Below are 21,076 nucleotides of genomic sequence, written 5' to 3' on the forward strand. Positions count from 1 at the left end.
CTATCGTTATTAATAGACTATTAATTTCAGAATGACCGAAGCTGAAGGTTCGATCATGCCCGCAGTCCAGTACCCGTTCATCGACATCGCCGTGCATCCACGCGTGCGGGAACGTTTTTCGCGGGGCGAAGCAATGGTCCTGCTTTCGGCAGACCTCAGCCGGGCGCTCTGGGCAAACGGAGCGGGCGCCGAACTCTTCGGGCAATCGGCAGTCTATGATCTGCTGGATCAGGGCATCGACGGAGCCGATATCACCTTTCGCCAGCTGGAAGCCGCTGCCCGGCAGCTGGTCAACGTCGGTGACAGCCGCAACTTCGTGATCCGCATTGCGCGCGGGTTCCAGCGCGTCGCGGTGCAGGCAACCGTCGAACTGATCCGCCTTTCTTCGGGCGAGCGCGCCGTTCTCTTGTCGCTGCCGGTTGTAAGCAGCGTCCTTTCCACCAGAGCATCCGCAGAACAGATGCTCAAGGGGCTCGACGATCCTGACACGCACATGGCAGTCATCGGGGCCGACGGCGAGATCATTGCCGCCTCCCCCGGCTTTGCGTCGCTGGGCATCACGCAGCAGACCGCCCGGACGATGACAATTCTTGCCGGCAACCATGGCGATCGGCTGGTCAAGCGGCCCGTCGCCACCGGCAAAGGCTATCTTCCGGCAGCCGTCGGGCGACTCAGTGACGAGCCCGTGCTCAATCTGCTTTTCGCTGTCGAAACCGTCATCGGGCACCTCGATCCGATCGACCCGCCGGCGCCCGCGGTAGACTTATCCACAGCCGCCGTTAACCATAACGCACCTCCGCAGGCTTCGAGCTTCGTCGATGCAATCGACGCCATTGCCGGCATCGAAGACATGGAGGAGGCTCCCGAAGAGCATGACCGGGAAGAGGATACCGCCGAGACGACAACCAAAGAGGCGCCCGCGATTGCCATAGAGGCTGTCGAGGCAGAGCCGACTGCGGCAGAGGTCCACACCGACGACGGACTGCCGCCGAAAACGGACGATACGACCGGAGAACTGCCCCTCGGAGAACCGACGGATGTGCCGGCGATGGAAGCGACACAAGACGCCACGGAAAGCGAACCCGTCGCGACAGCATCAGACCGCGATACAGTGTCCCCCGCAGCAGAAGATCATCCGTCGGAAGTGCTTGCAGCCGAAGACGTCGCCGCGCCTGATGATGCCGAAGTCGCTACATATGCGGGCCAACTGGCGTCTGAGCCCGTCGCCAAGGCGGGCGCCTTCGTTTTCAACCCGAACAGCCGCGCAACGCGCTTCGTCTGGAAGATCGATGCAACAGGGCGTTTCAGCGAAGTATCGGGCGAGTTTGCCGAGGCGGTAGGACCGCATGCCGCCAAGATCATCGGCACGCCGTTCAGCGACATTTCGGCTCTCTTCAACCTCGACCCGGAAGGCCGGATCAGCGAAGCTCTGGCACGACGCGACACTTGGTCGGGCAAGACCATCAACTGGCCGATCGAGGGAACGAGCCTTGCTGTTCCGGTCGACCTCGCGGCCCTGCCGACCTACACCCGAAGCCGGGAATTCGACGGCTTTCGCGGGTTCGGTGTCGTGCGCCTGTCCGATGCCGCCGAAGATCCTTTGGCGCTCGGACTGACACTTGGCCCGAGCGGCATCGGCAATGATACCGCACTCTTCGACCAGCTGGACGAGGCCTCCGAAGATGACGCTTTGCCGGCCATCGCTGACGAAGCGGCCGCTGGTGACGAGACGCTGGCGGAAACTACCGAGCCTCAGGCAGCAGAGACGCCCCCTGCCGACGAAACGAAGACCGAGCCAGCGGTTCCGTCTCCTCCGGCAGAGCCTCCGGCCTTGCGGATCGTCGAAAATCCAAGCCGCCGCCTGACTGACAAGATCGTGCAACTCCATGGTGTCGGGCCGCAGCTTACCTCCGCCGAACAGGCGAACTTCCGCGAGATCGCCAAGCGCCTCGAAGCGTTCGGCGTCCGCGAGCCGGAACCGCGCGACGGAGAGCCGGCAGCGAAGGACGCCGAGGAACACGACGCCACCGCAGCGGAAACGGCGTCCGTCGAAGCACACGATGACAAACTGGCCGATGACGAAAAGGCTGACGACGCTCCGATTGGTACAGGCGAAGCCGAGCCGGTAGAGGCCGCCGTGCCTGACGATGATGTGACCGAAGGGTTGGAGGAAACCGTCAGCCAGATGGACATGCTGGCGAGCTTCATTCCACCCCGCGCCAAAATGACCGCCGGGTTGTCGGCCGCCACAATCGACCAATTGCCTGTAGCCGTCCTCGTTCATGCCGGTGACCAGCTGATCCACGCGAACCCGGAGTTCATGCGCCTGACCGGCTACAGGACGCTGGAGGAACTGAGCGAGGTGGGTGGTATCGACGCCCTCCTGCAGCGCTCGGAACTCGAAGAGCGCGCTGGTCGTGCCGGCTCGATGATGCTGGTAACGGTCGACGACAATCTGGTTCCGGTCACGGCACGACTTCAGTCCATTCGCTGGGAGGACAGTAGCGCCTTGATGCTCGCCTTGATGCCGGCAACAAGTGACGCCGCCGTTCCTGCGCGCCCCGTTGCTCCGGCAGAGCCTCGCTCATTCGAGAGAATGCTGGAGAAGGTCGCGAAGCTGCAGGTGGAAATCGAAGAGCTGCAGTCGATCCTGGAAACAGCGACCGATGGTGTCGTGGTGATCGGCGCCGAGGGAGATATCCGCTCGATGAACCGCTCGGCGAGCGCGCTGTTCAACTATGACGACGAGGAAACCCGCGGCAAACCATTCGTCATGCTGTTTGCGCACGAAAGCCAGAAGGCCGTGCTGGACTATCTCGGCGGGCTGTCGGGCCACGGTGTTGCGAGCGTTCTTAATGACGGTCGCGAAGTCATCGGGCGCGAGGCAGGCGGTGGTTTTGTGCCGCTGTTCATGACGATGGGACGGCTTACGTCCTCCAGCGGTTACTGCGCGGTCATTCGCGACATCACCCAGTGGAAGCGCACCGAGGATGAACTGAGAAACGCCAAAAGTGCGGCAGAGGTTGCCAGCGAACACAAGTCGGACTTCCTCGCACGCGTCAGCCACGAGATCCGGACGCCGCTCAATGCGATCATCGGCTTTTCCGACATGATGGCGACTGAGCGCTTTGGGCCGATCGGGCATCCGCGCTATGTCGAGTATGCAAACGACATCGGTCGATCCGGGCGCCATGTCCTCGATATCGTCAACGATCTTCTCGACATCTCGAAGATCGAAGCTGGCGAAATGGAATTGGATTTCGGTGCAATCGACCTGAATGAGGCGATTTCGGAAGCCGTCTCACTCCTCCAGCCACAGGCCAACAGTCAGCGCGTGATCATCCGCACCGCCTTGTCGCAAGCCGTGCCTGAAGTCGTGGCCGACCTGCGCTCGATCAAGCAGATCGCGCTCAACATCCTGTCCAACTCGATCCGCTTCACGCCGGCGGGCGGACAGATTGTCGTTTCCACCTCCTACGAGACGAATGGCAGCGTCGTTCTGCGGGTGCGCGATACCGGAGTCGGCATGACGCGCAGCGAGCTCGACCAAGCCATGAAGCCGTTCCGTCAGGTGGCTGCCCAGTCCCACCATCGCGGTGACGGCACGGGGCTCGGCCTGCCGCTGACCAAGGCGATGGTCGACGCCAACCGGGCGATTTTTGCGATCAGCTCCGCGCCCAATGAAGGCACGCTGGTTGAAATCGCCTTCCCCTCTCAGCGGGTTCTCGCCGGTTGAACGAAAAAAGGCAGCCCAAGGGCTGCCTGAAAAGTTTGGGTGCTGTTCAACAAGGGCTTAGTCAGTCCAACATCATGTTTTAGAAGCCAAAGGCTCCGGCTGCTTCATTCATATGCAGCCCCAAGTTGGTATTTACTCTTGACCAACGTTTATTAACGAAAGGTTGCCACGGCGCCCAATCACTCAAAGGTGAAAGCTTGTAATCCGGTCGGCATTTTCCTCGATCAGACACGCAGCTCCTCAAGCCCGGCGAAGAGATCCAGTGCCTCCGGGTTCGCGAGCGCCTCCTTGTTCTTGACCGGTCGGCCATGGACAATCTCGCGAACCGCAAGCTCGACAATCTTCCCAGACTTGGTGCGGGGAATATCGCTGACCGCGATGATCTTTGCCGGCACGTGACGTGGAGAGGCGCCGGTGCGAATGCGATTCTTGATCGCCTTCGTCAACTCCTCGGTCAGGGCAACATCAGGCACCAGGCGCACGAAGAGAACCACACGGACATCATCATCCCATTCCTGGCCGATGCAAAGGGCCTCGGCGACCTCGCCCATCTGTTCGACCTGGTTGTAGATCTCGGCGGTTCCGATGCGGACACCGCCCGGATTGAGCGTGGCGTCGGAGCGTCCATGGATGACGATGCCGTCGTGCTCGGTCCATTCAGCGAAGTCGCCATGGCACCACACATTGTCGAAGCGATCGAAATAGGCCGCCCTGTATTTTGTGCCGTCCGGATCATTCCAGAACATGACAGGCATCGAGGGAAAGGCCTTGGTGCAAACGAGTTCACCCTTTTCGAGGCGCACCGGCTTGCCCTCGTCGTTCCACACATCCATTGCAAGGCCGAGGCCTGGACCCTGGATTTCACCCCGCCAGACTGGCTGCAAGGGATTTCCAAGGACGAAGCAGGAGACGATGTCCGTACCGCCTGAGATAGAGGCGAGCTGCACGTCCTGCTTGATCCCTTCGTAGACAAAGGTGAAGCCCTCCGGCGACAGCGGCGAACCCGTCGATGTCATCAGCCGAAGGCTGGAGAGGTCGTGGCTTGTACGGGGCGTCAGCCCGCTCTTGCGAACGGCATCGATATACTTGGCCGACGTGCCGAAGACGGCAAACTTCTCGGCGGCGGCAAAGTCGAAGAGCACGTTGCCATCGGGCGCGAAAGGCGAACCGTCAAAGAGGCAAAGCGTGGCGCCGACCGCCAGTCCACTGACCAGCCAGTTCCACATCATCCAGCCGCAGGTGGTGAAATAGAAGAGCTTCTCGCCGGGCTGAATGCCGCAGTGAAGCCGGTGTTCCTTGAGATGCTGCAACAACGTGCCGCCGGCGGAATGGACAATGCACTTCGGAACGCCGGTCGTTCCAGAAGAGAAGAGAATATAAAGGGGATGAGCGAACGGCAGGCGCGTGAACTCGATCGGGCGAGCCTCGAACGGCGCAATGAAGTCTTCCAGTGCCTTCGCGCCAGGCGTCCGATTGACAACCGCGGACGCATCGCCGGCATAGTGGACAACGAGGCACGGAACGCCAAGCCGCTCTGTGACGGTCGCGACCTTGGCGGTCACGTCCTGCAGCTTCCCGCCATACCAATAGGCGTCGCAAGCGATGAAAAGCTTGGGCTCAATCTGGCCGAAGCGATCGAGAACGCCCTGCTCGCCGAAATCGGGAGAACACGACGACCAGATCGCGCCGATCGAAGCGGCGGCCAGCATACAGGCAACCGTCTCGGGCATGTTCGGCATCATCGCCGCGACACGATCCCCGGAAACGATACCCATGGCCTTGAATGCCTGCTGCAATCTGGAAACCAGGCCACGCAAGCGGTCCCAACTCCAGCGATCAGCAACCTTGTCCTCGCCGCGAAAGATCAACGCGTCGCTGGCGCCTCCTCCGGACAATAGATTTTCGGCGAAGTTTAACCTCGCATCCGGGAAGAAGCGCGCGTCGAGCATGACATCGCCATGGATGAGCGGACGCGTACCACGTTCGCCAATAACGCCACAGAACTCCCAGACCGACGTCCAGAAACGCTCCCTTTCGGCGACCGAAAAGGCGTGCAAATCATGATAGCTTGCCAAAGAAAGACCGAAGTCGCGATTGCACTGCTGCATGAAGGCGTGCATCGGACTTGCTTCGACCGCTGCTCGCGAAGGCACCCAGAGTGGCTTATCGTCGCGCATTCGACACTTCTCCCGTTTGCTCGCCTATATACCATGCAATATCAGGTCATAAAGGGCATGACGAGCAGCGCAAGAGACATCGATTTGCAAGCACTCGGTATTTGATATATCCGGCATTTCATAGCATTAGGGGCAGCCACTAAAGGTACTGGCGATTTATGGGTACGTCACGACGGCCGCGATGGCGGAGAAAGATCAGGCCCGTGTCCCGCTGGTTGCCAACGTTTGCGCGGCTGGCGACGATCATCCTGCTCGTCGCCTTGTCGATCTTCGTGTCGCTTCGTGTTGCAGCTCCCTATCTGATCTCCACCGGCCTCGTCCGCTCGGGTATCGAGGATGCCCTGTCCAAATGGGCAGGCTATCGGGCTGAGGTCGCCGGTACTCCGGTCATTGAATTCTGGCCGACGCCTCGCATCACCCTCAACGATATCTCTGTCCATCAGAAAGGCACCGGCAACAAGCTGCTGGGAACGATCGAAAGCCTTTCCGCCGAATTCAGCCTGATCGATGCGATCAGGGGGCGTGCAAGCTTCCACGAATTCCACCTTCTTCGTCCCACCTTGCAGCTCACGCGCGAAAGCAACGGCGTGATCGACTGGACGAACGAAGGGCTTCTGGCGAGGGCGATCACGGGCGCACGCGAGGAAGATGGACGGGAAGTCCTCGACAGCAAGCTGGATGCCGAGATTGGCACGATTACGGTTGAAGATGGCACGGTGAACGTCGCCGATGTCGCCAGCGGCAGAACGTATCATTTCGAGGGCGTGATGGCTGACGTCGGCTGGCGCACACTGTCGAGCCCGATCGCCGCTGTGCTGATCGCGCGGACGAGCGGACAGGATCTGAAGCTCGACTTCTCGTCTCCCAGCCCGCTGCTCGTATTCGGCGGCAAGAAGGCCGAGATGAGCGGATCGTTGACCTCCAGCCTGCTTACGGCGCGCTTCCAGGGACTGGCCAATATCTCGCACTTCTTCGACCTTTCCGGCAATCTATCGCTTAGCATCGGTGATTTGCCGGCGCTTCTGACGTGGGTGGACCGCTCGTTGCCGGGCATCGCGACCCTGAAAAGCTTCTCGATCGAGACGGATGTCGCCTCCGTTCCGAACGGTTTCCGTTTCGACAATGTCAACATGAGCATGAACGGGTCGAATGCCCGCGGCGTGATGGATGTGGCCTTCCCGCCCGGCAAACGCGCCAAGCTTGGTGGCACGCTGGCATTCGACCAGATGAATTTCAGATCTCTGTTCGATGCATTCGTGCTTCGCCTCGCGGCCGGGGAGGCAAACGGGCCGCCGGACGGTGGCGCGCTGCAGAAGCTGGATCTCGACCTCCGGCTTTCCGCCAAGCACGCCCTGATCGAACCTTTCACGCTCTCGGATGTGGGAGCAAGCATCATCGTTTCCAGCAACGAGGCGAAGTTCGACATCGGCGATAGCCAGTTTGAAGGCGGTTCGCTATCAGCCCATCTGGAAGCGATGCGCGGTGATTTCGACGGCGGCGGCAAGCTGCAGCTCTCGATCCGGGGAGCGGACTTTGCAGGCCTGATCGAGCGGCTTCAGCTCCAGGGACCACTCCCCCTTGCCACCGGCTCACTTGACGTGTCGCTCAGGACCTCGATGCCGCTCTGGAAGGCCGGCGCAGGCGACGTGACCGGCAGGGTCGCCTTCCGCGCCCGATCAGGCTCGCTTCCCGGCTTTGATGCGGAGGCCGTGCGTGACGAGGCGGCTCGGACCGACTTCTTTCCGCTGAATGCCGTATCCCACCGGGCCTTCGCCTTCGACAATTTCGACGTCGCCGCCAATCTTGCGGATGGCGCGGCAACAATCCATGGCGGACGGATCGAGGGGCCGCAGCAGACGCTCATCCTTTCCGGCGTCATCCCATACAGGTCGAATGGGCTGGCACTGTCCGGCACGATCGAAGCGACTGACCCGACGGCATCGACAAGCTTCCCGCCGCTGCCGTTCTTCGTTGGTGGCGCTTGGCCGGAGCCGGTGATCTCCCCCGCTCCCGTCACGCAGCAGGGATCGACCAAATAGTCACGGCGCGTTTGCCGCGGCGCGCTCGTCACGCTCGCGCTGCAGTTCACGACGTTTGGTAATGGTTGAGGCGCAGATGACGCCAATTGCCACGATCCCGATCAGAATGGTGCAGACCGCGTTGATTTCAGGTGTCACCCCGAGACGGACCTGGCTGTAGATCTTCATCGGCAACGTCGTCGCACCGGGGCCCGAGGTAAAGCTCGTGATCACCAGATCGTCGAGCGACAGCGTGAAAGCGAGAATCCAACCCGACAAAACCGCAGGCGCAATGATCGGCAGCGTCACTTCGAAGAAGGTTCTCAGCGGCGGTGCGCCGAGATCCTGCGCCGCCTCCTCGATCGAATTGTCGAAGCTCACGAGGCGTGACTGCACGACAACGGCTACGAAGCACATCGTAAATGTCGTATGCGCCAGCGTGATCGTCCAGAAGCCGCGGTCGAAGCCGATCGCCACGAAGAGCAGCAGCAGCGACAGACCGGTAATCACTTCAGGCATGACCAGCGGGGCATAGACCATGCCGGAAAACAGCATGCGTCCGCGAAACCGTGTGTAGCGCACCAGAGCAATCGCTGCGAGCGTTCCAAGGATCGTCGCCGCGGTGGCCGAGAGGAGGCCGACGCGGATCGTCACCCAGGCGGCGTCGAGCAAAGCTTGATTGTGCAGAAGGGAAACGTACCATTTCGTCGAGAAGCCGCCCCAGACGGTCACGAGTTTGGACTCGTTGAAGGAAAAGACGACCAGCAGCACGATCGGCAGGTAGAGAAACGCAAAGCCGAGCACGACGGATGTGATGTTGAAACGGGTCCATCTCAGCATGTCTATCTCCCCTGCTCGTCGGCCTTGGCCTGCGCGTTCTGGAAGAACACGATCGGGATCACCAGGATCAGCAGCAGGATCGTCGCCACCGCCGAGGAGACCGGCCAGTCGCGGTTGGCGTTGAACTCGTTCCACAGCGTCTTGCCGATCATCAGCGTCTGCGATCCGCCAAGCAGATCGGGGATAACAAACTCGCCGACCGCCGGGATGAACACCAGCATGCAGCCGGCGACGACGCCGGGCAACGACAGCGGGAACGTCACCCGCCAGAAAGCAGTAATCGGCGTGCAGCCGAGATCCTGCGCGGCCTCGATCAGCGTGCCATCCATTTTCTCAAGCGACGAGTAGAGCGGCAGTACCATGAACGGCAGGTAGGAATAGACGATGCCGATGTAGACGGCGACGTTGGTGTTCAGGATGATCAGCGGGCTGTCGATGACATGCAGCGACAGCAGCAGCTGGTTGAACAGTCCCTCCGGCTTCAGGATCGCGATCCAGGAATAGACGCGGATCAGAAAGCTCGTCCAGAACGGCAGGACGACCAGCATCAGCAGCGTCGGGCGTATGCTGCGCGGAGCCTGAGCCATGCCGTAGGCGATCGGGTAAGCGATCAAAAGCGTCAGGAACGTCGATATCCCGGCGATCACGAGGCTCGATATGTAAGCGTTCATATAGAGCGGGTCGTCGATCAGATAGCTGTAGTTGTCGAGCGAGAAGGTGCTGACCTTGTCCCAGAACCCCGCCCAGCCGTCGCCAAGGGAAAACACCGGCTCATAGGGAGGCATGGCGATCGCCGTCGTCGACAGCGATATGCGGAAGACGATGAAGAACGGCGCCAGGAAGAACAGCAGCAGCCAAACATAGGGGATGATGATGACCAGGCGATTGTAGAAGGCGGAACCGAGCTTGCCCATGCTTCAATCCTTGAGAAGGACGCCGGCATCATCGGCGAAGGTGATCCAGACTTCCTGGTCGTAGGTGAACGGATCGTCGACGGCACGCTGGGCATTCAGGAGCGAAGCCTTGACCACTTTCCCGCTCTTCAGCTTCACGTGGAAGACTGTCATGTCCCCGAGATAGCCGATGTCCCACAGCTCGCCCGACGCTGCGTTCACCTTTGGATTGGCCGGCGGCTTGCGTGAGACCTTCAGCTTCTCGGGACGGATCGCAAAGCCGACCGACGAACCCATGGCCGGCTTGTCGGGTGTGACGACGCTGATGGAAAAATCCTCGTCGACGGCGATCTCGACGGTGCTGTCGTTGGCGCCGGTGACCTTGCCGTCAAAAATATTCACGTCGCCGATGAAATCAGCGACGAAGCGGGAATTCGGCGCTTCGTAGATCTCGGCCGGTGTTGCAACCTGGACAACCTTTCCGTGGCTCATGACCGCAATGCGATCGGCCATGGTCATCGCCTCTTCCTGGTCGTGGGTTACCACAACAAAGGTCAGGCCGAGATTCTGCTGCAGATCCATCAGTTCGAACTGGGTTTCCTCACGCAGCTTCTTGTCGAGCGCGCCGAGCGGCTCGTCGAGCAGCAGCACCTTCGGCCGTTTGGCAAGGGAACGGGCCAAAGCCACGCGCTGACGCTGGCCGCCGGACAACTGGTTCGGTTTGCGCGTGGCAAACTTCTCGAGCTTCACCATCTTCAGCATCTGCAGAACGCGTTCGGCGATCTCCTCCTTCGGCATGCCGTCCTGACGCAGACCGAAAGCGATGTTCTTTTCGACCGTCATGTGGGGAAAGAGGGCATAGGACTGAAACATCATATTCACGGGCCGCTTGTAGGGCGGCGTCCCGGCAAGGTCGGTGCCGTCGAGGATGATTTCGCCCGAGGTCGGCTGCTCGAAGCCCGCGAGCATGCGCAGCAACGTGGATTTTCCGCATCCAGACGCGCCCAGCAAGGCGAAGAACTCGCGGTGATAGATATTCAAAGACAGGTCATCGACGGCAGTGAAATCGCCAAATCGCTTGGTGACGTTGTTGAACGATATGAACGGCTTCGATGCCGGGTCCGTCCACGGCGCAAACGAACGGCGAATATTGCCAAGTGACTTCATATTGTTCCCCGAAAAGTCATTTTGAGAGCCGACGTTTCCCCGATCGGCATAGTAAGAAAAGGCCCGGGCGTTGCCGTCCGGGCCTGAAACTCATTATTGGCCGGTGACGATCTTGGTCCAGAGCCGGGTCGCCGTGCGCTGCGTTTTCGGATCCCACGGCGCTACGGTGAAGAGCTTCTTCATCACCTCGTCAGTTGGATAGATCGCCGAATCCTCCAGCACTTCCTTGTCCACGAACTGCTGCGAGGCCTTGTTGCCGTTGGCGTAGAATACGTAGTTGCTGGCCTTGGCGATAATTTCGGGCCTCATCATGTAGTTGATGAATTCATGCGCTTCGGCAGCATGCGGGGCATCGGCCGGGATCGCCATCATGTCGAACCACATCTGGGCGCCCTGAGAGGGGATCGAGTAGTCGACTTCGACGCCGTTCTTCGCCTCCTCGGCGCGATCGCGCGCCTGCAGGACGTCGCCCGAGTAGCCGAACGCGATGCAGATGTCGCCATTCGCCAACGCATTGATGTACTCGGACGAATGGAACTTGCGGATATAAGGACGAACAGCACTCAGGAGCTCTTCCACCTTCTTGAAGTCTTCCGCCTTGGTCGAGTTGGGATCAAGACCGAGATAGTGGAGAGCCGTCGAAATGACGTCCTTCGGTGTGTCGAGGACGTAGATGCCGCAGTCCTTGAACTTCTCGGCAACCTTCGGATCGAAGATCACTTCGAGACCTGGCTTGACATCGGGGCCGAGCACTTCGGCGACCTTCTTGACGTTGTAGCCGATGCCGTCCGTTCCCCACATGTAGTCGATGGCATACTCGTTGCCCGGATCGTAGCTCGCGGTGCGCTGCTGGATCACGTCCCACATATTGGAAAGATTCGGCAGCTTCGACTTGTCGAGTTTCTGGAAGACGCCTGCCTGGATCTGGCGCTGCAGGAAGTCGGCGGTTGGCACGACAACGTCATAGCCGGTGCCGCCGGCAAGCAACTTGGTTTCAACCGTCTCGTTGGAATCGAAGGTGTCGTAAACGACCTTGATACCGGTTTCCTTGGTGAAGTCTTCTAGGATAGAGCTGTCGATATAGTCCGACCAGTTGTAGACGTTGACTACCCGCTCCTGCGCAAAGGACGGCGCAGCGGCGAACGCGAGTACAACGGCGCTCGCTGCAAGTCTTGCGATTGTTGACCTCATGATATCTCCTGTCTTCTTCTTGCTTTGCGGCGCCCTATGGACGCCTACCCTCTGGTTTTGCAAGCAGACTAGAAAGGTTTTTGAGAGCCCACAAGCGCAAAAACCAGTAGTCTCAATCATTTCACAGTCACTGGAAATCGAAGCTGCTGAGACCCGCCACCATCTCATCGAGGCCCAACGGTCGTGTGACGGGCGGCTCGGCGCGCGAAAGGCATCCGCGCCGTTCACAAAGGCGACAAGCCGGTCCAATCGAAACCGGCTGCTGGGCCGCTCCGGTCTGGCTGTAGACCGACGGCCCGCTGGCAGCTGCTTCACAGCCGATCAGCAAGGCGGTGCGCCTGATGCGCTCGCCGAACGCGGCGGTCGGCCCCTCGAGCGTCCGGGAGACAGTGAGATAGCTGGTGCCATCCGGCATTTCGACCGTCTCGGCAAGAATCTGGCCCGGCTGCAGGAAGGCGGCATGAATATTCAGCTTCGGACAGCCGCCGCCGAAACGCGAATGCGGGAACCCCTGAGCCCCAGCGCGCCGGAGCCGGTGACCCGCGGCATCGATCTCGATCATGAAGAACGGAATGCCGGAGGCGCCTGGTCGCTGCAGCATGACGAGCCGGGCTGCCGCCTGCGCATAGGAAACGCCGAAGCGAGAACGGAGAATATCGATGTCGTAGCGGCTGTTCGCGGCAGCGGCCAAGAAGGGCGCATAGGGCATGGCAAGCGCCAATGCGCCGTAGCGACAGAGCTCGAAGCGGGCTATGCGTTTTGCCTCCGGGGTCGACAGCGCGAGACCATCAAGCTCCGACAGAATCGCATCGCGCAAGGCGAGCGTTGCAACCTCAATGGCGATCTCATGCGCCTGATCGGCCGGCGACAGGCGTTCGGACACGAAGAGACGCATCGAGTGCCGGTCGAAGCGGCGCCGCAGATCCGGCATGACGTGAACCGGAAGCACGCGCACGCTGATGCCGCGCTCGGCGCGCAGCCACTCCTTGAATGCAGCCGGCAGATCGCGGGTCTCGGCAAAGCGGGCCAAGAAGGCCTCCGCGGCATCCTCCAGCAACGGGAAATAGGCCGAGCGCCGCTCCAGGATATCGCGCACCTCATCGGCCGGAAGCCGCGCACCGGCAAGTGGGACCTGCCCTGCGCCTGCGGTCAGCGACGTCAGGTCCGACAGGCGGCTCGCCTGCTCACTATAGGCTCGGTATAGCTTGATGATGCCGCTTGCAGCGTTTGGCGCAGCTTCAGCAACCTCAACAAGCTCCTGATCGCCAGGGAGTTCGCCGGCCAGAAGCGGATCCGCGAAAATCTCCCTCAGCTGATTGAGGCTTCCGCCGCTTTCATCCCTCAGCTCCTCCAGGTCCACCTTATAGACAGAAGACAGCTTGAGGAGCAGCTGCACCGTCAGTGGCCGCTGGTTGCGCTCGATGAGGTTGAGATAGGACGGAGAAATGCCAAGCTCGTCGGCCATCGCAGACTGCGTCAAGCCGAGACCGTTGCGAATGCGCCGGACCTTTGGCCCCCCAAAAATCTTGCGCTCCGCCATGTGACAATCCTTTACAAAAACCCGATAGCCAATATTTACAAAATTTTACAAATTTACAGAGCATTCCTGTCAAACGCTTTGCATCCTAACTCGTTTCTTACCGCTATTCCATAGATATTTCTGGCTTTCGCCGAGGATTTGTAAATTCTGTCAAACATCCAAACTGACTGCAAAATCTGCAAGGAGCATGAAATGACAGAATTTGACAAGCTGCACAGAGACCTTCCGGCAGGGCGCTTCTCCGGGGTCGAGCGTCCCTACTCGATCGACGACGTCAAGCGGCTGCGCGGCTCCGTGGAGCTTCGCTATACGCTCGCGGAAATGGGTGCCAAGCGGTTGTGGCAGCTTCTGCATCAGGATAATTTCGTCAACGCGCTCGGCGCGCTCTCGGGCAATCAGGCGATGCAGATGGTTCGCGCCGGATTGAAGGCCATCTACCTCTCGGGCTGGCAGGTCGCCGCCGACGGCAATACTGCCTCGGCCATGTATCCGGATCAATCACTGTACCCGGCAAACGCAGGCCCGGAACTTGCCAAGCGGATCAACAGGACCCTGCAGCGCGCCGACCAGATCGAGACATCGGAGCAGAATGGCCTGTCGGTCGAAACCTGGTTTGCCCCGATTGTCGCTGATGCGGAAGCCGGCTTCGGCGGGCCGTTGAACGCGTTCGAGATCATGAAGGCCTACATCGAAGCGGGCGCGGCTGGTGTCCATTTCGAGGACCAGCTGGCATCGGAGAAGAAATGCGGCCACCTTGGCGGCAAGGTGCTAATCCCGACTGCGGCACACATCCGCAACCTCGATGCGGCTCGCCTTGCCGCCGACGTCATGGGTGTCCCGACGCTCGTCATCGCCCGTACCGACGCTGAAGCTGCGAAGCTGCTGACCTCTGATATCGACGAGCGCGACCAGCCTTTCGTCGACTACGATGCCGGCCGCACTGTCGAAGGCTTCTATCAGGTTCGCAACGGTCTCGAGCCGTGCATCGCCCGCGCCGTCGCCTATGCGCCGCACTGCGATCTCATCTGGTGCGAAACCTCGAAGCCGGATCTGGAGCAGGCACGGCGTTTTGCCGAAGGGGTCCACAAGGTGCATCCCGGCAAGCTGCTCGCCTACAACTGCTCGCCGTCGTTCAACTGGAAGAAGAACCTCGATGACGCGACGATTGCCAAGTTCCAGCGCGAACTCGGCGCGATGGGCTACAAGTTCCAGTTCATCACACTTGCCGGCTTCCATCAGCTGAACTTCGGCATGTACGAACTCGCCCGAGGTTACAAGGACCGGCAGATGGCCGCCTATTCCGAATTGCAGGAGGCGGAGTTCGCGGCGGAGATCAATGGCTACACCGCGACCAAGCATCAGCGCGAAGTCGGCACCGGCTACTTCGATGCGGTTTCGATGGCCATCACCGGCGGACGCTCGTCGACCACGGCGATGAAGGAATCCACCGAGCACGCACAGTTCAAACCAGCAGCAGAATGATCGCACCAAGGAGGAGAATGCCATGCCTACGCTTGCACGCGTCAAGGAACGCGCTGAAGAACAGTCGACCTGCATGACCCCGGACCAGCAGACGATGATCCGCATGCTCGCCAACGACCTGCACCGGCTGAACCAGTCTGTCATGAAGGCCGTCGATGCCGGCGTTTCCGTCGAGATCGTTCGCTCGGCGAGACACCACGGCGGCGACGGGAATTGGGGAGACCTCTTGATCCCTGTCATCGTTGCGGCGCGCAACTGAAACCGAGGCGGACGCCCTCAGCTTCGGCTGGGGCGCTTGCCGGCAAAGAGATCGCCGTAGCTCTTCAGCAACTTCGTCATGCGATCGGCAACGGTCCGGATCTCCGGCCGGTGCCGATCCTCGTTGTTCATGACGATCCACTGCCGATGGCGCACCTCCGGCAACTCGGTGCCAAGACGCTGCAGTTCGGGATCGAGGTCGCCGACGAAGCATGGTAGCACCGCCTTGCCCGCCCCTGCCCTCACCAATTCCGGCAGCGAGCGCGGTCGGTTGACGGTCGCAACGATTGAACCAGCAGCATTGCGATGCGGCCAGCGAAGGTAATTCGAGATCGCATCCTCCTCGACCACGGCCACCCATCGATCTTCGATCGGCTCGGCGTTGCGCCTGGTGTAGACGGCATAGGCCACCTCACCGAGCAGGCGCGCAGCAAGATTGCTTTCCTCCGGCTCGAAGGCACGGATACCGATATCGCTTTCCCGATAGTTGAGATTGGCGCGCGTTTCGCCGATGGTCAAAGAAATGGCGAAAGCGTCGCCGGACTTGCGAACAGCGGCGAAATTCTCGGTCAGAAGCCAGGCGATCCATGTGCCCGCGGCGACCCTTACCGTTGCACCGACGCTGCCTGCCTGCCGCCAGGCATCCACCTTGCGCGCCGCCGTTTCCATATCCTGCAGATGATCGAGAAGCACCTGGCCGTCGACGGTCAGGCTGTAGCCCGTCTGACTGCGGATAAACAGCGCCTTGCCGATCTCATGCTCCAGATCGAGCATGCGACGGCCGATCGTCGCGGGGCTGAGGCCGCTCGAGGCGCTCGCACCCGTCAGCCCGCCAAACCGAGCAACCTGAAGAAAAAGCTGAAAAGAGTCCCACTGAGTGTTTTTCATGAATGAAAAACATAGTGAGATAACTCGCGTTTATAAAGCAGATTTTGCGGAATAACTAAGGCGATGCCCAACAGAGGACATCGCCATGATTGATCACATCGCCATCGCACAGATTGCAGACATGATACATGAAAGCCGCAACAAATATTCAGCCGGAGCCGAAAGAGCTTTCTACGAGAGCGTCGGTCGTTCGCACATCGTCCGCCTCGTGGCATTCCTCACATCGCTCAGAATCGGCGGGCGGGTATTTCGCTCAAGAACTCAACCCGCCTGCCGTCCGCATCGCGATCAGGCTGCCTGCCTCGGCCGACCGTAATCCGGAGCGGCTTCGAAGCGGAACTGCTGAACCAGCGCCATCAACGCATCCGCCTCACTGGCAAGCCGCCGGCTCGCCTCTGTCGTTTCCTCAACCATTGCGGCGTTCTGCTGCGTCATCTGGTCCATCGCGTTGACGGCACCGTTGACCTCGTGCAGAGCGGCCGATTGGTCCTGGCTTGCCGTTGCGATCGTTTCGACGTGCCCGCTGATCGCGATGATCTCCTGGCTGATCGAGGCAAGGACCGAGCCGGTCTTCTGCACTAGGCCCGAGCCGGTCATGACCTCGCGGGTCGACTTCTCGATCAGGCCCTTGATTTCACGCGCCGCGTCCGCGGAGCGCTGCGCAAGCTCGCGCACCTCCTGCGCAACAACCGCGAAACCCTTGCCTGCCTCACCGGCACGCGCTGCCTCGATACCGGCGTTCAGCGCCAGAAGGTTGGTCTGAAACGCGATGTCGTCGATGACTTCGATGATCTGTTCGATCTGCTTCGAGGCCTCCTCGATGCGATCCATCGCCGCAACGGCGTCGCTGACAACGGCGCCTGAGCTATCGGCGTTCTTCTTCGTCACCGATACGGCGTCGTTCGCCTCTCTCGCACGGACCGCAGAGGATTTCACCGTTACCGTGATTTCCTCGACGGCAGCTGCCGTTTCTTCGAGATTGGCAGCCTGCGCTTCGGTGCGCTTCGAAAGCTCGTCGGCGGACGACAGCATGGCGCCGGAGTTGCTCTGGATCGAAGCGGTGTTGTCACGGATGCGTGCCAAGGTTTCCTGAAGACGAACAAGCGATGCATTGAAGTCAACGCGAAGCTGTTCCAGACGACCAACAAACGGGGTCTGGATTGTCTGTGAGACATCGCCCTGCGCGAGACGTCCCAGGCCTGAAGCAAGCTGGTTGACGGCGAAGTCGATCTGACCGTCGAGCGCGCGCTTCTCAGCGTCGTTGCGGGCGCGCTCGTCGTCGCTGAGCTGGCGCTGTTCGGCTGCCTGCGTTTCCAGGGCCTGGCGAGCGCGGGCGTTATCACGGAAGAAAGCGAGGGCGCGCCCGATCGCACCGAACTCGTTCTGCTTGTCGACGCAGGGAATTGGTCCGTCGAGATTGCCGGCAGAGATGGTGTGGATGGTCGCAGTCAGCGCTTCAAGCGGCCTGACGGTTGCTCGGATGGCGAAGTAGGCGACAAAGCCGACCAGCAGCAACACCGCGACACCAGCGCCTGCCACCAGCACCAGCAACTGCTGCAGGCTGTTGAAGTAGACTTCCATCGGAATGCCGATGAAGAGGATGCCGACATTCGAGCCGGTTGCGTTCTTGACCGGGAAATAGCCGGTCATGAATTTGCGACCGAACAGCTCCGCCGGACCATAATAGGCCTGCCCCTTGGCCAATACCGCCTGGGCCGGATGATCCGCGGCAAGCTTCGTGCCGACGGCGCGGTCGCCGTTTTCCTTCTTCACGTTGGTCGAGACGCGAACATAGTCGCTGCCCTGACGTTCAAACACGGTCGCAACACCTGCGATCGACTGCGCGGTGCGATCGACCAGAACGTGATCGCCTAGCGAGGGAAGCTTCTCCTCCGTCACGCCGGCAAGCTCATTGTTGCTGACATCGACCTTCACGGCCGCATCGCTGGCACCATAGAGAACCGCCATCGTCCGGCTCGCATCCTTCGCATCGGACACGGCGCTCGACATCACGTAGGCGCTGAGATTGTAGTAGGTGACGCAGACAATTGCCGCGGTGCTGAAGACGAGTAGTATAAGCGTGATGGCAACGATCTGACGTACGATGGAAGCCGAGAACAGGCGCAGCATAGATTTCCCCTGAGACATGAGCTTCCTAGGCTAATGCGAAAAATTTAAAGAAAATCTTCAAAAAATTGACAATCGTCAAAAAATTGAAGCGAAATCCGACGCCAACAATTCCAGGGCTACAGAACGCTGAAAGAAAAAGGCCCCGGTTTGACCGGGGCCTTGCTTGGATATGACCTTTGATTGCGCTTAGGCGGCGCGATAGATCGTGCCCTGCGTATCGCCGTCGATCTTGAACTGCTGAACGAGCCGCAACAGGGAATCCGCCTCGACTGCAAGCTCGCGACTTGCCGCACTGGTCTCTTCCACCATGGCAGCGTTCTGCTGTGTCATCTGGTCCATCTGATTGACGGTCGCATTGACCTCCTGTAGCGCGCCAGACTGGTCGTGGCTTGCGCGAGCGATCGTCTCCACATGCTGGCTGATCGTGACGATCTGAGCGCTGATCTTGGCAAGCACCGTGCCGGTCTCCTGCACGAACTGAGAGCCGGAGCTGACCTCTGTCGTCGACTTGTTGATGAGGCCCTTGATCTCCTGTGCCGCAGCGGCAGAGCGCTGCGCCAGTTCACGGACCTCCATCGCGACGACGGCGAAGCCCTTACCAGCTTCACCGGCGCGTGCCGCTTCGATCCCGGCATTCAATGCCAGAAGGTTGGTCTGGAACGCAATCTCATCGATGACACCGATGATCTGCTCGATCTGGCGGGATGCATCTTCAATGCGGCCCATCGCATCGATGGCGTTGCTGACGACGACTGCCGAGTCGTCAGCGCTGCGCTTGGCCTGGCGGACGATCTGGTCGGCGTCCTTGGCGCGCTCCGCGGAGGAGCGGACCGTCACCGTAATCTGTTCAACGGCTGCGGCGGTCTCTTCCAGCGAAGCAGCCTGCTGCTCGGTGCGCTTGGAGAGATCCTCGGCTGACTGGGCCATCTGGTTGCCGTTGCCCTGGATCATCTCGACGTTGTCGCGGATCTGGCTCATCGTGGCCTGCAGGCGCATCATCGAGCCGTTGAAATCCTGGCGAAGCTGCTCGAGGCGTCCGATGAACGGCGTATCGATCGTCGTCGAAATGTCGCCCTGCGACATGCGCTCGAGGCCGGAGGCAAGCGCATTGACCGCAAACTCGATCTGGCGATCCATTTCGCGCTTCTCGGCATCGTTGCGCTGACGCTCGTGCTCGGCTGCGGTTCGTTCCTCTTCGCTCTGTTCCTCGATGCGGATCTTGGAGATCGCGTTCTCCTTGAAGATACCAAGTGCGCGGGCCATATCGCCGATTTCGTCATGGCGCTGATCACCCGAAATGCTGGTGTCGAGTGCGCCATCGGCGATACGGCGCATCGCGGCGGTGATCTGGCCGATCGGACGCTGCAGCGTCAGGACAAGGGCAATGCCACCGACGATGGAGAGCACGATGCCAAGGCCTGTCGTCAGCACGGAGATGCCATTTGCCTGTGTGCGTTCGGCACCGGCGCTCTGCTTCTGCAATTCGGCAAATGCCGTCAGCTGGCCCCAGACGGCGTCGAGCTGCTGGCGGGCTGAAGCGTAGTCGGCAACGCGCTGGTTGATCGTATCGACGAGGCTCTGCGCGTCCTTGTCCATCGACGCAAGCGCCGGCGACATGGCTGCGACGATCTCCTCGGCGAAGTTCATGCCCTTGGCGCTGGCAAGCAGCGTGTTCAGGTTGGTGCCGAGCGTCGCAATCTCCTGGTGCAGGCGGACGCGGTTTTCCTTGCCCGGCTTGGCAGCGAATTCACCAAGAACGAGCTGCAGCGAATAGATCGCGCTTTCCAGGCGCCGGGTGTCCTCGAGAACCGAGTTCGTTTGAGCGATGCGGCTATCAAGCTCGACGAATGTGGTCGTCGCCGCACGCATCATCTGCGTTGCCGTCAGCTGGGTGTAGGTCGACATCTGGCGGAAGCGGGAGACAAGGCGCCCGAGGTTGGCGATCGCCTCATCACTGCCGGCATCGGCGGCCGTTGCCTGCGCCTTCACGTCGCTGATCGTCTGCGACAGCGACTGCGTCATGCTCTTCTGGTTCGCGGGTACCGAAATCTCGATCAGTCGCTGCGCCTTGGCAATGGCCGGAATGGCGTCCGTCACAACCTTCAGCTTGTCGGCCGGCAACTGCGCCTTGTTGAAGTCGCCCATGACGGTTGCAAGTGTGTCGCCGCCCTTCAGCAGGCGATCAGCAGCACGCAACGTTGCTGTGGCGTTACCTTCGTCCTTGCGGATGTTTTCCTCAAGCTGCTGCGCATCATAGTTGACGTTGAAGCGGCTTGTGATCATCACCTTCTGTGCGTCGTCGATCGACTTGCGAAGGGCGAGTTCCTGCTCGTGCAGGGTCCAGAGCTTGCCCACGGTGTCGGAAATTCCCGAGGTTCCGTCGATCGCAGCCATGAGGTTGTCGCGCCCGCCATTTTCGCCGATCTGCTTCAACGTGGCGTTCAGCGTGCCCTCTTGCGTCTTGATGTCCCCATAGAGCTTGTCGCGTGCTTCCTGGCTGGTGATCTGCAGGAAGTCGTCCATGGAGCCATAGAGGTCCTTGAACCCGCTCAGCGATTGCAGGACGCTGTTGGAGATTTCCATGCGCCCCTGCAGCAAGCCGGAAGCATAGAGGCCAGTCAGGCCGACGGCAGAAATACTTACAACAAAAGGCAATACAAAAATCAGGACCTTCGTCTTGATCCTGAAACGGGAAAGAATCTTATCAATCAACATGGCGGTTCCGGCCTTCCATACACCACTCCTCCCATCGGCCG

General features: G+C 60.4%; 13 protein-coding genes. 4 read left to right on the top strand and 9 right to left on the bottom strand.

The features are described from left to right. The first annotated feature begins 55 nt into the window (after positions 1-55). Positions 56-3,736, top strand: coding sequence for a PAS domain-containing sensor histidine kinase (locus JNB88_RS20860; RefSeq protein WP_220357122.1), 3,681 nt, complete (start codon positions 56-58; stop codon positions 3,734-3,736). A gap of 224 nt (positions 3,737-3,960) precedes the next feature. Here the strand turns inward: JNB88_RS20860 and JNB88_RS20865 are convergent, their stop codons facing one another. After that, a complete protein-coding gene (locus tag JNB88_RS20865; protein WP_220357083.1) occupies positions 3,961-5,913 on the bottom strand; it encodes an acetoacetate--CoA ligase in 1,953 nt (650 codons plus the stop codon). A gap of 158 nt (positions 5,914-6,071) precedes the next feature. Here JNB88_RS20865 and JNB88_RS20870 point away from each other — a divergent pair, with 158 nt between their 5' ends. Then, positions 6,072-7,952: an AsmA family protein gene (locus JNB88_RS20870; RefSeq protein ID WP_220357084.1), complete on the top strand. Its 1,881-nt coding sequence runs from the start codon at positions 6,072-6,074 to the stop codon at positions 7,950-7,952. Here the strand turns inward: JNB88_RS20870 and JNB88_RS20875 are convergent, their stop codons facing one another. From JNB88_RS20875 to JNB88_RS20895, 5 genes are all read right to left on the bottom strand, one after another. Continuing rightward, entirely contained in the window at positions 7,953-8,771 is an 819-nt protein-coding gene (locus JNB88_RS20875) for an ABC transporter permease (protein ID WP_037139294.1), read from the bottom strand. A 2-nt stretch (positions 8,772-8,773) separates the two neighbouring features. Then, on the bottom strand, positions 8,774-9,685 hold the full coding sequence (locus tag JNB88_RS20880) for an ABC transporter permease subunit (protein WP_037139292.1): 912 nt from the start codon (positions 9,683-9,685) through the stop codon (positions 8,774-8,776). 3 nt (positions 9,686-9,688) lie between these two features. Beyond that, positions 9,689-10,831, bottom strand: a complete 1,143-nt coding sequence (locus tag JNB88_RS20885; protein WP_220357085.1) for an ABC transporter ATP-binding protein — start codon at positions 10,829-10,831, stop codon at positions 9,689-9,691. A 93-nt stretch (positions 10,832-10,924) separates the two neighbouring features. Continuing rightward, positions 10,925-12,022 carry a polyamine ABC transporter substrate-binding protein gene (locus tag JNB88_RS20890; protein WP_037139287.1) on the bottom strand — a complete coding sequence of 366 codons (1,098 nt, stop codon included), beginning with the start codon at positions 12,020-12,022 and terminating at the stop codon, positions 10,925-10,927. 127 nt (positions 12,023-12,149) lie between these two features. Further along, on the bottom strand, positions 12,150-13,562 hold the full coding sequence (locus JNB88_RS20895; protein WP_220357086.1) for a helix-turn-helix domain-containing protein: 1,413 nt from the start codon (positions 13,560-13,562) through the stop codon (positions 12,150-12,152). A gap of 192 nt (positions 13,563-13,754) precedes the next feature. Between JNB88_RS20895 and aceA the strand changes: the two genes are divergently transcribed. After that, the gene (gene aceA, locus JNB88_RS20900) at positions 13,755-15,044 is read left to right on the top strand and encodes an isocitrate lyase (RefSeq protein ID WP_220357087.1); all 1,290 of its coding nucleotides are present in this window, start codon (positions 13,755-13,757) and stop codon (positions 15,042-15,044) included. A gap of 22 nt (positions 15,045-15,066) precedes the next feature. Then, complete coding sequence (locus JNB88_RS20905) at positions 15,067-15,303, top strand: SMc00767 family acetate metabolism repressor (RefSeq protein WP_037139281.1); 237 nt, start codon at positions 15,067-15,069, stop codon at positions 15,301-15,303. Positions 15,304-15,320: 17 nt separating this feature from the next. Here the strand turns inward: JNB88_RS20905 and JNB88_RS20910 are convergent, their stop codons facing one another. From JNB88_RS20910 to JNB88_RS20920, 3 genes are all read right to left on the bottom strand, one after another. Next, entirely contained in the window at positions 15,321-16,190 is an 870-nt protein-coding gene (locus JNB88_RS20910; protein ID WP_220357088.1) for a LysR family transcriptional regulator, read from the bottom strand. Between the two features lie 288 nt (positions 16,191-16,478). After that, complete coding sequence (locus JNB88_RS20915; RefSeq protein ID WP_220357089.1) at positions 16,479-18,320, bottom strand: methyl-accepting chemotaxis protein; 1,842 nt, start codon at positions 18,318-18,320, stop codon at positions 16,479-16,481. A 186-nt stretch (positions 18,321-18,506) separates the two neighbouring features. Then, complete coding sequence (locus tag JNB88_RS20920; RefSeq protein WP_037139268.1) at positions 18,507-21,035, bottom strand: methyl-accepting chemotaxis protein; 2,529 nt, start codon at positions 21,033-21,035, stop codon at positions 18,507-18,509. Positions 21,036-21,076: the final 41 nt, after the last annotated feature.

Source organism: Rhizobium cauense (assembly GCF_019511525.1).
In the GTDB taxonomy this organism is placed as follows: Bacteria; Pseudomonadota; Alphaproteobacteria; order Rhizobiales; family Rhizobiaceae; genus Rhizobium; species Rhizobium cauense.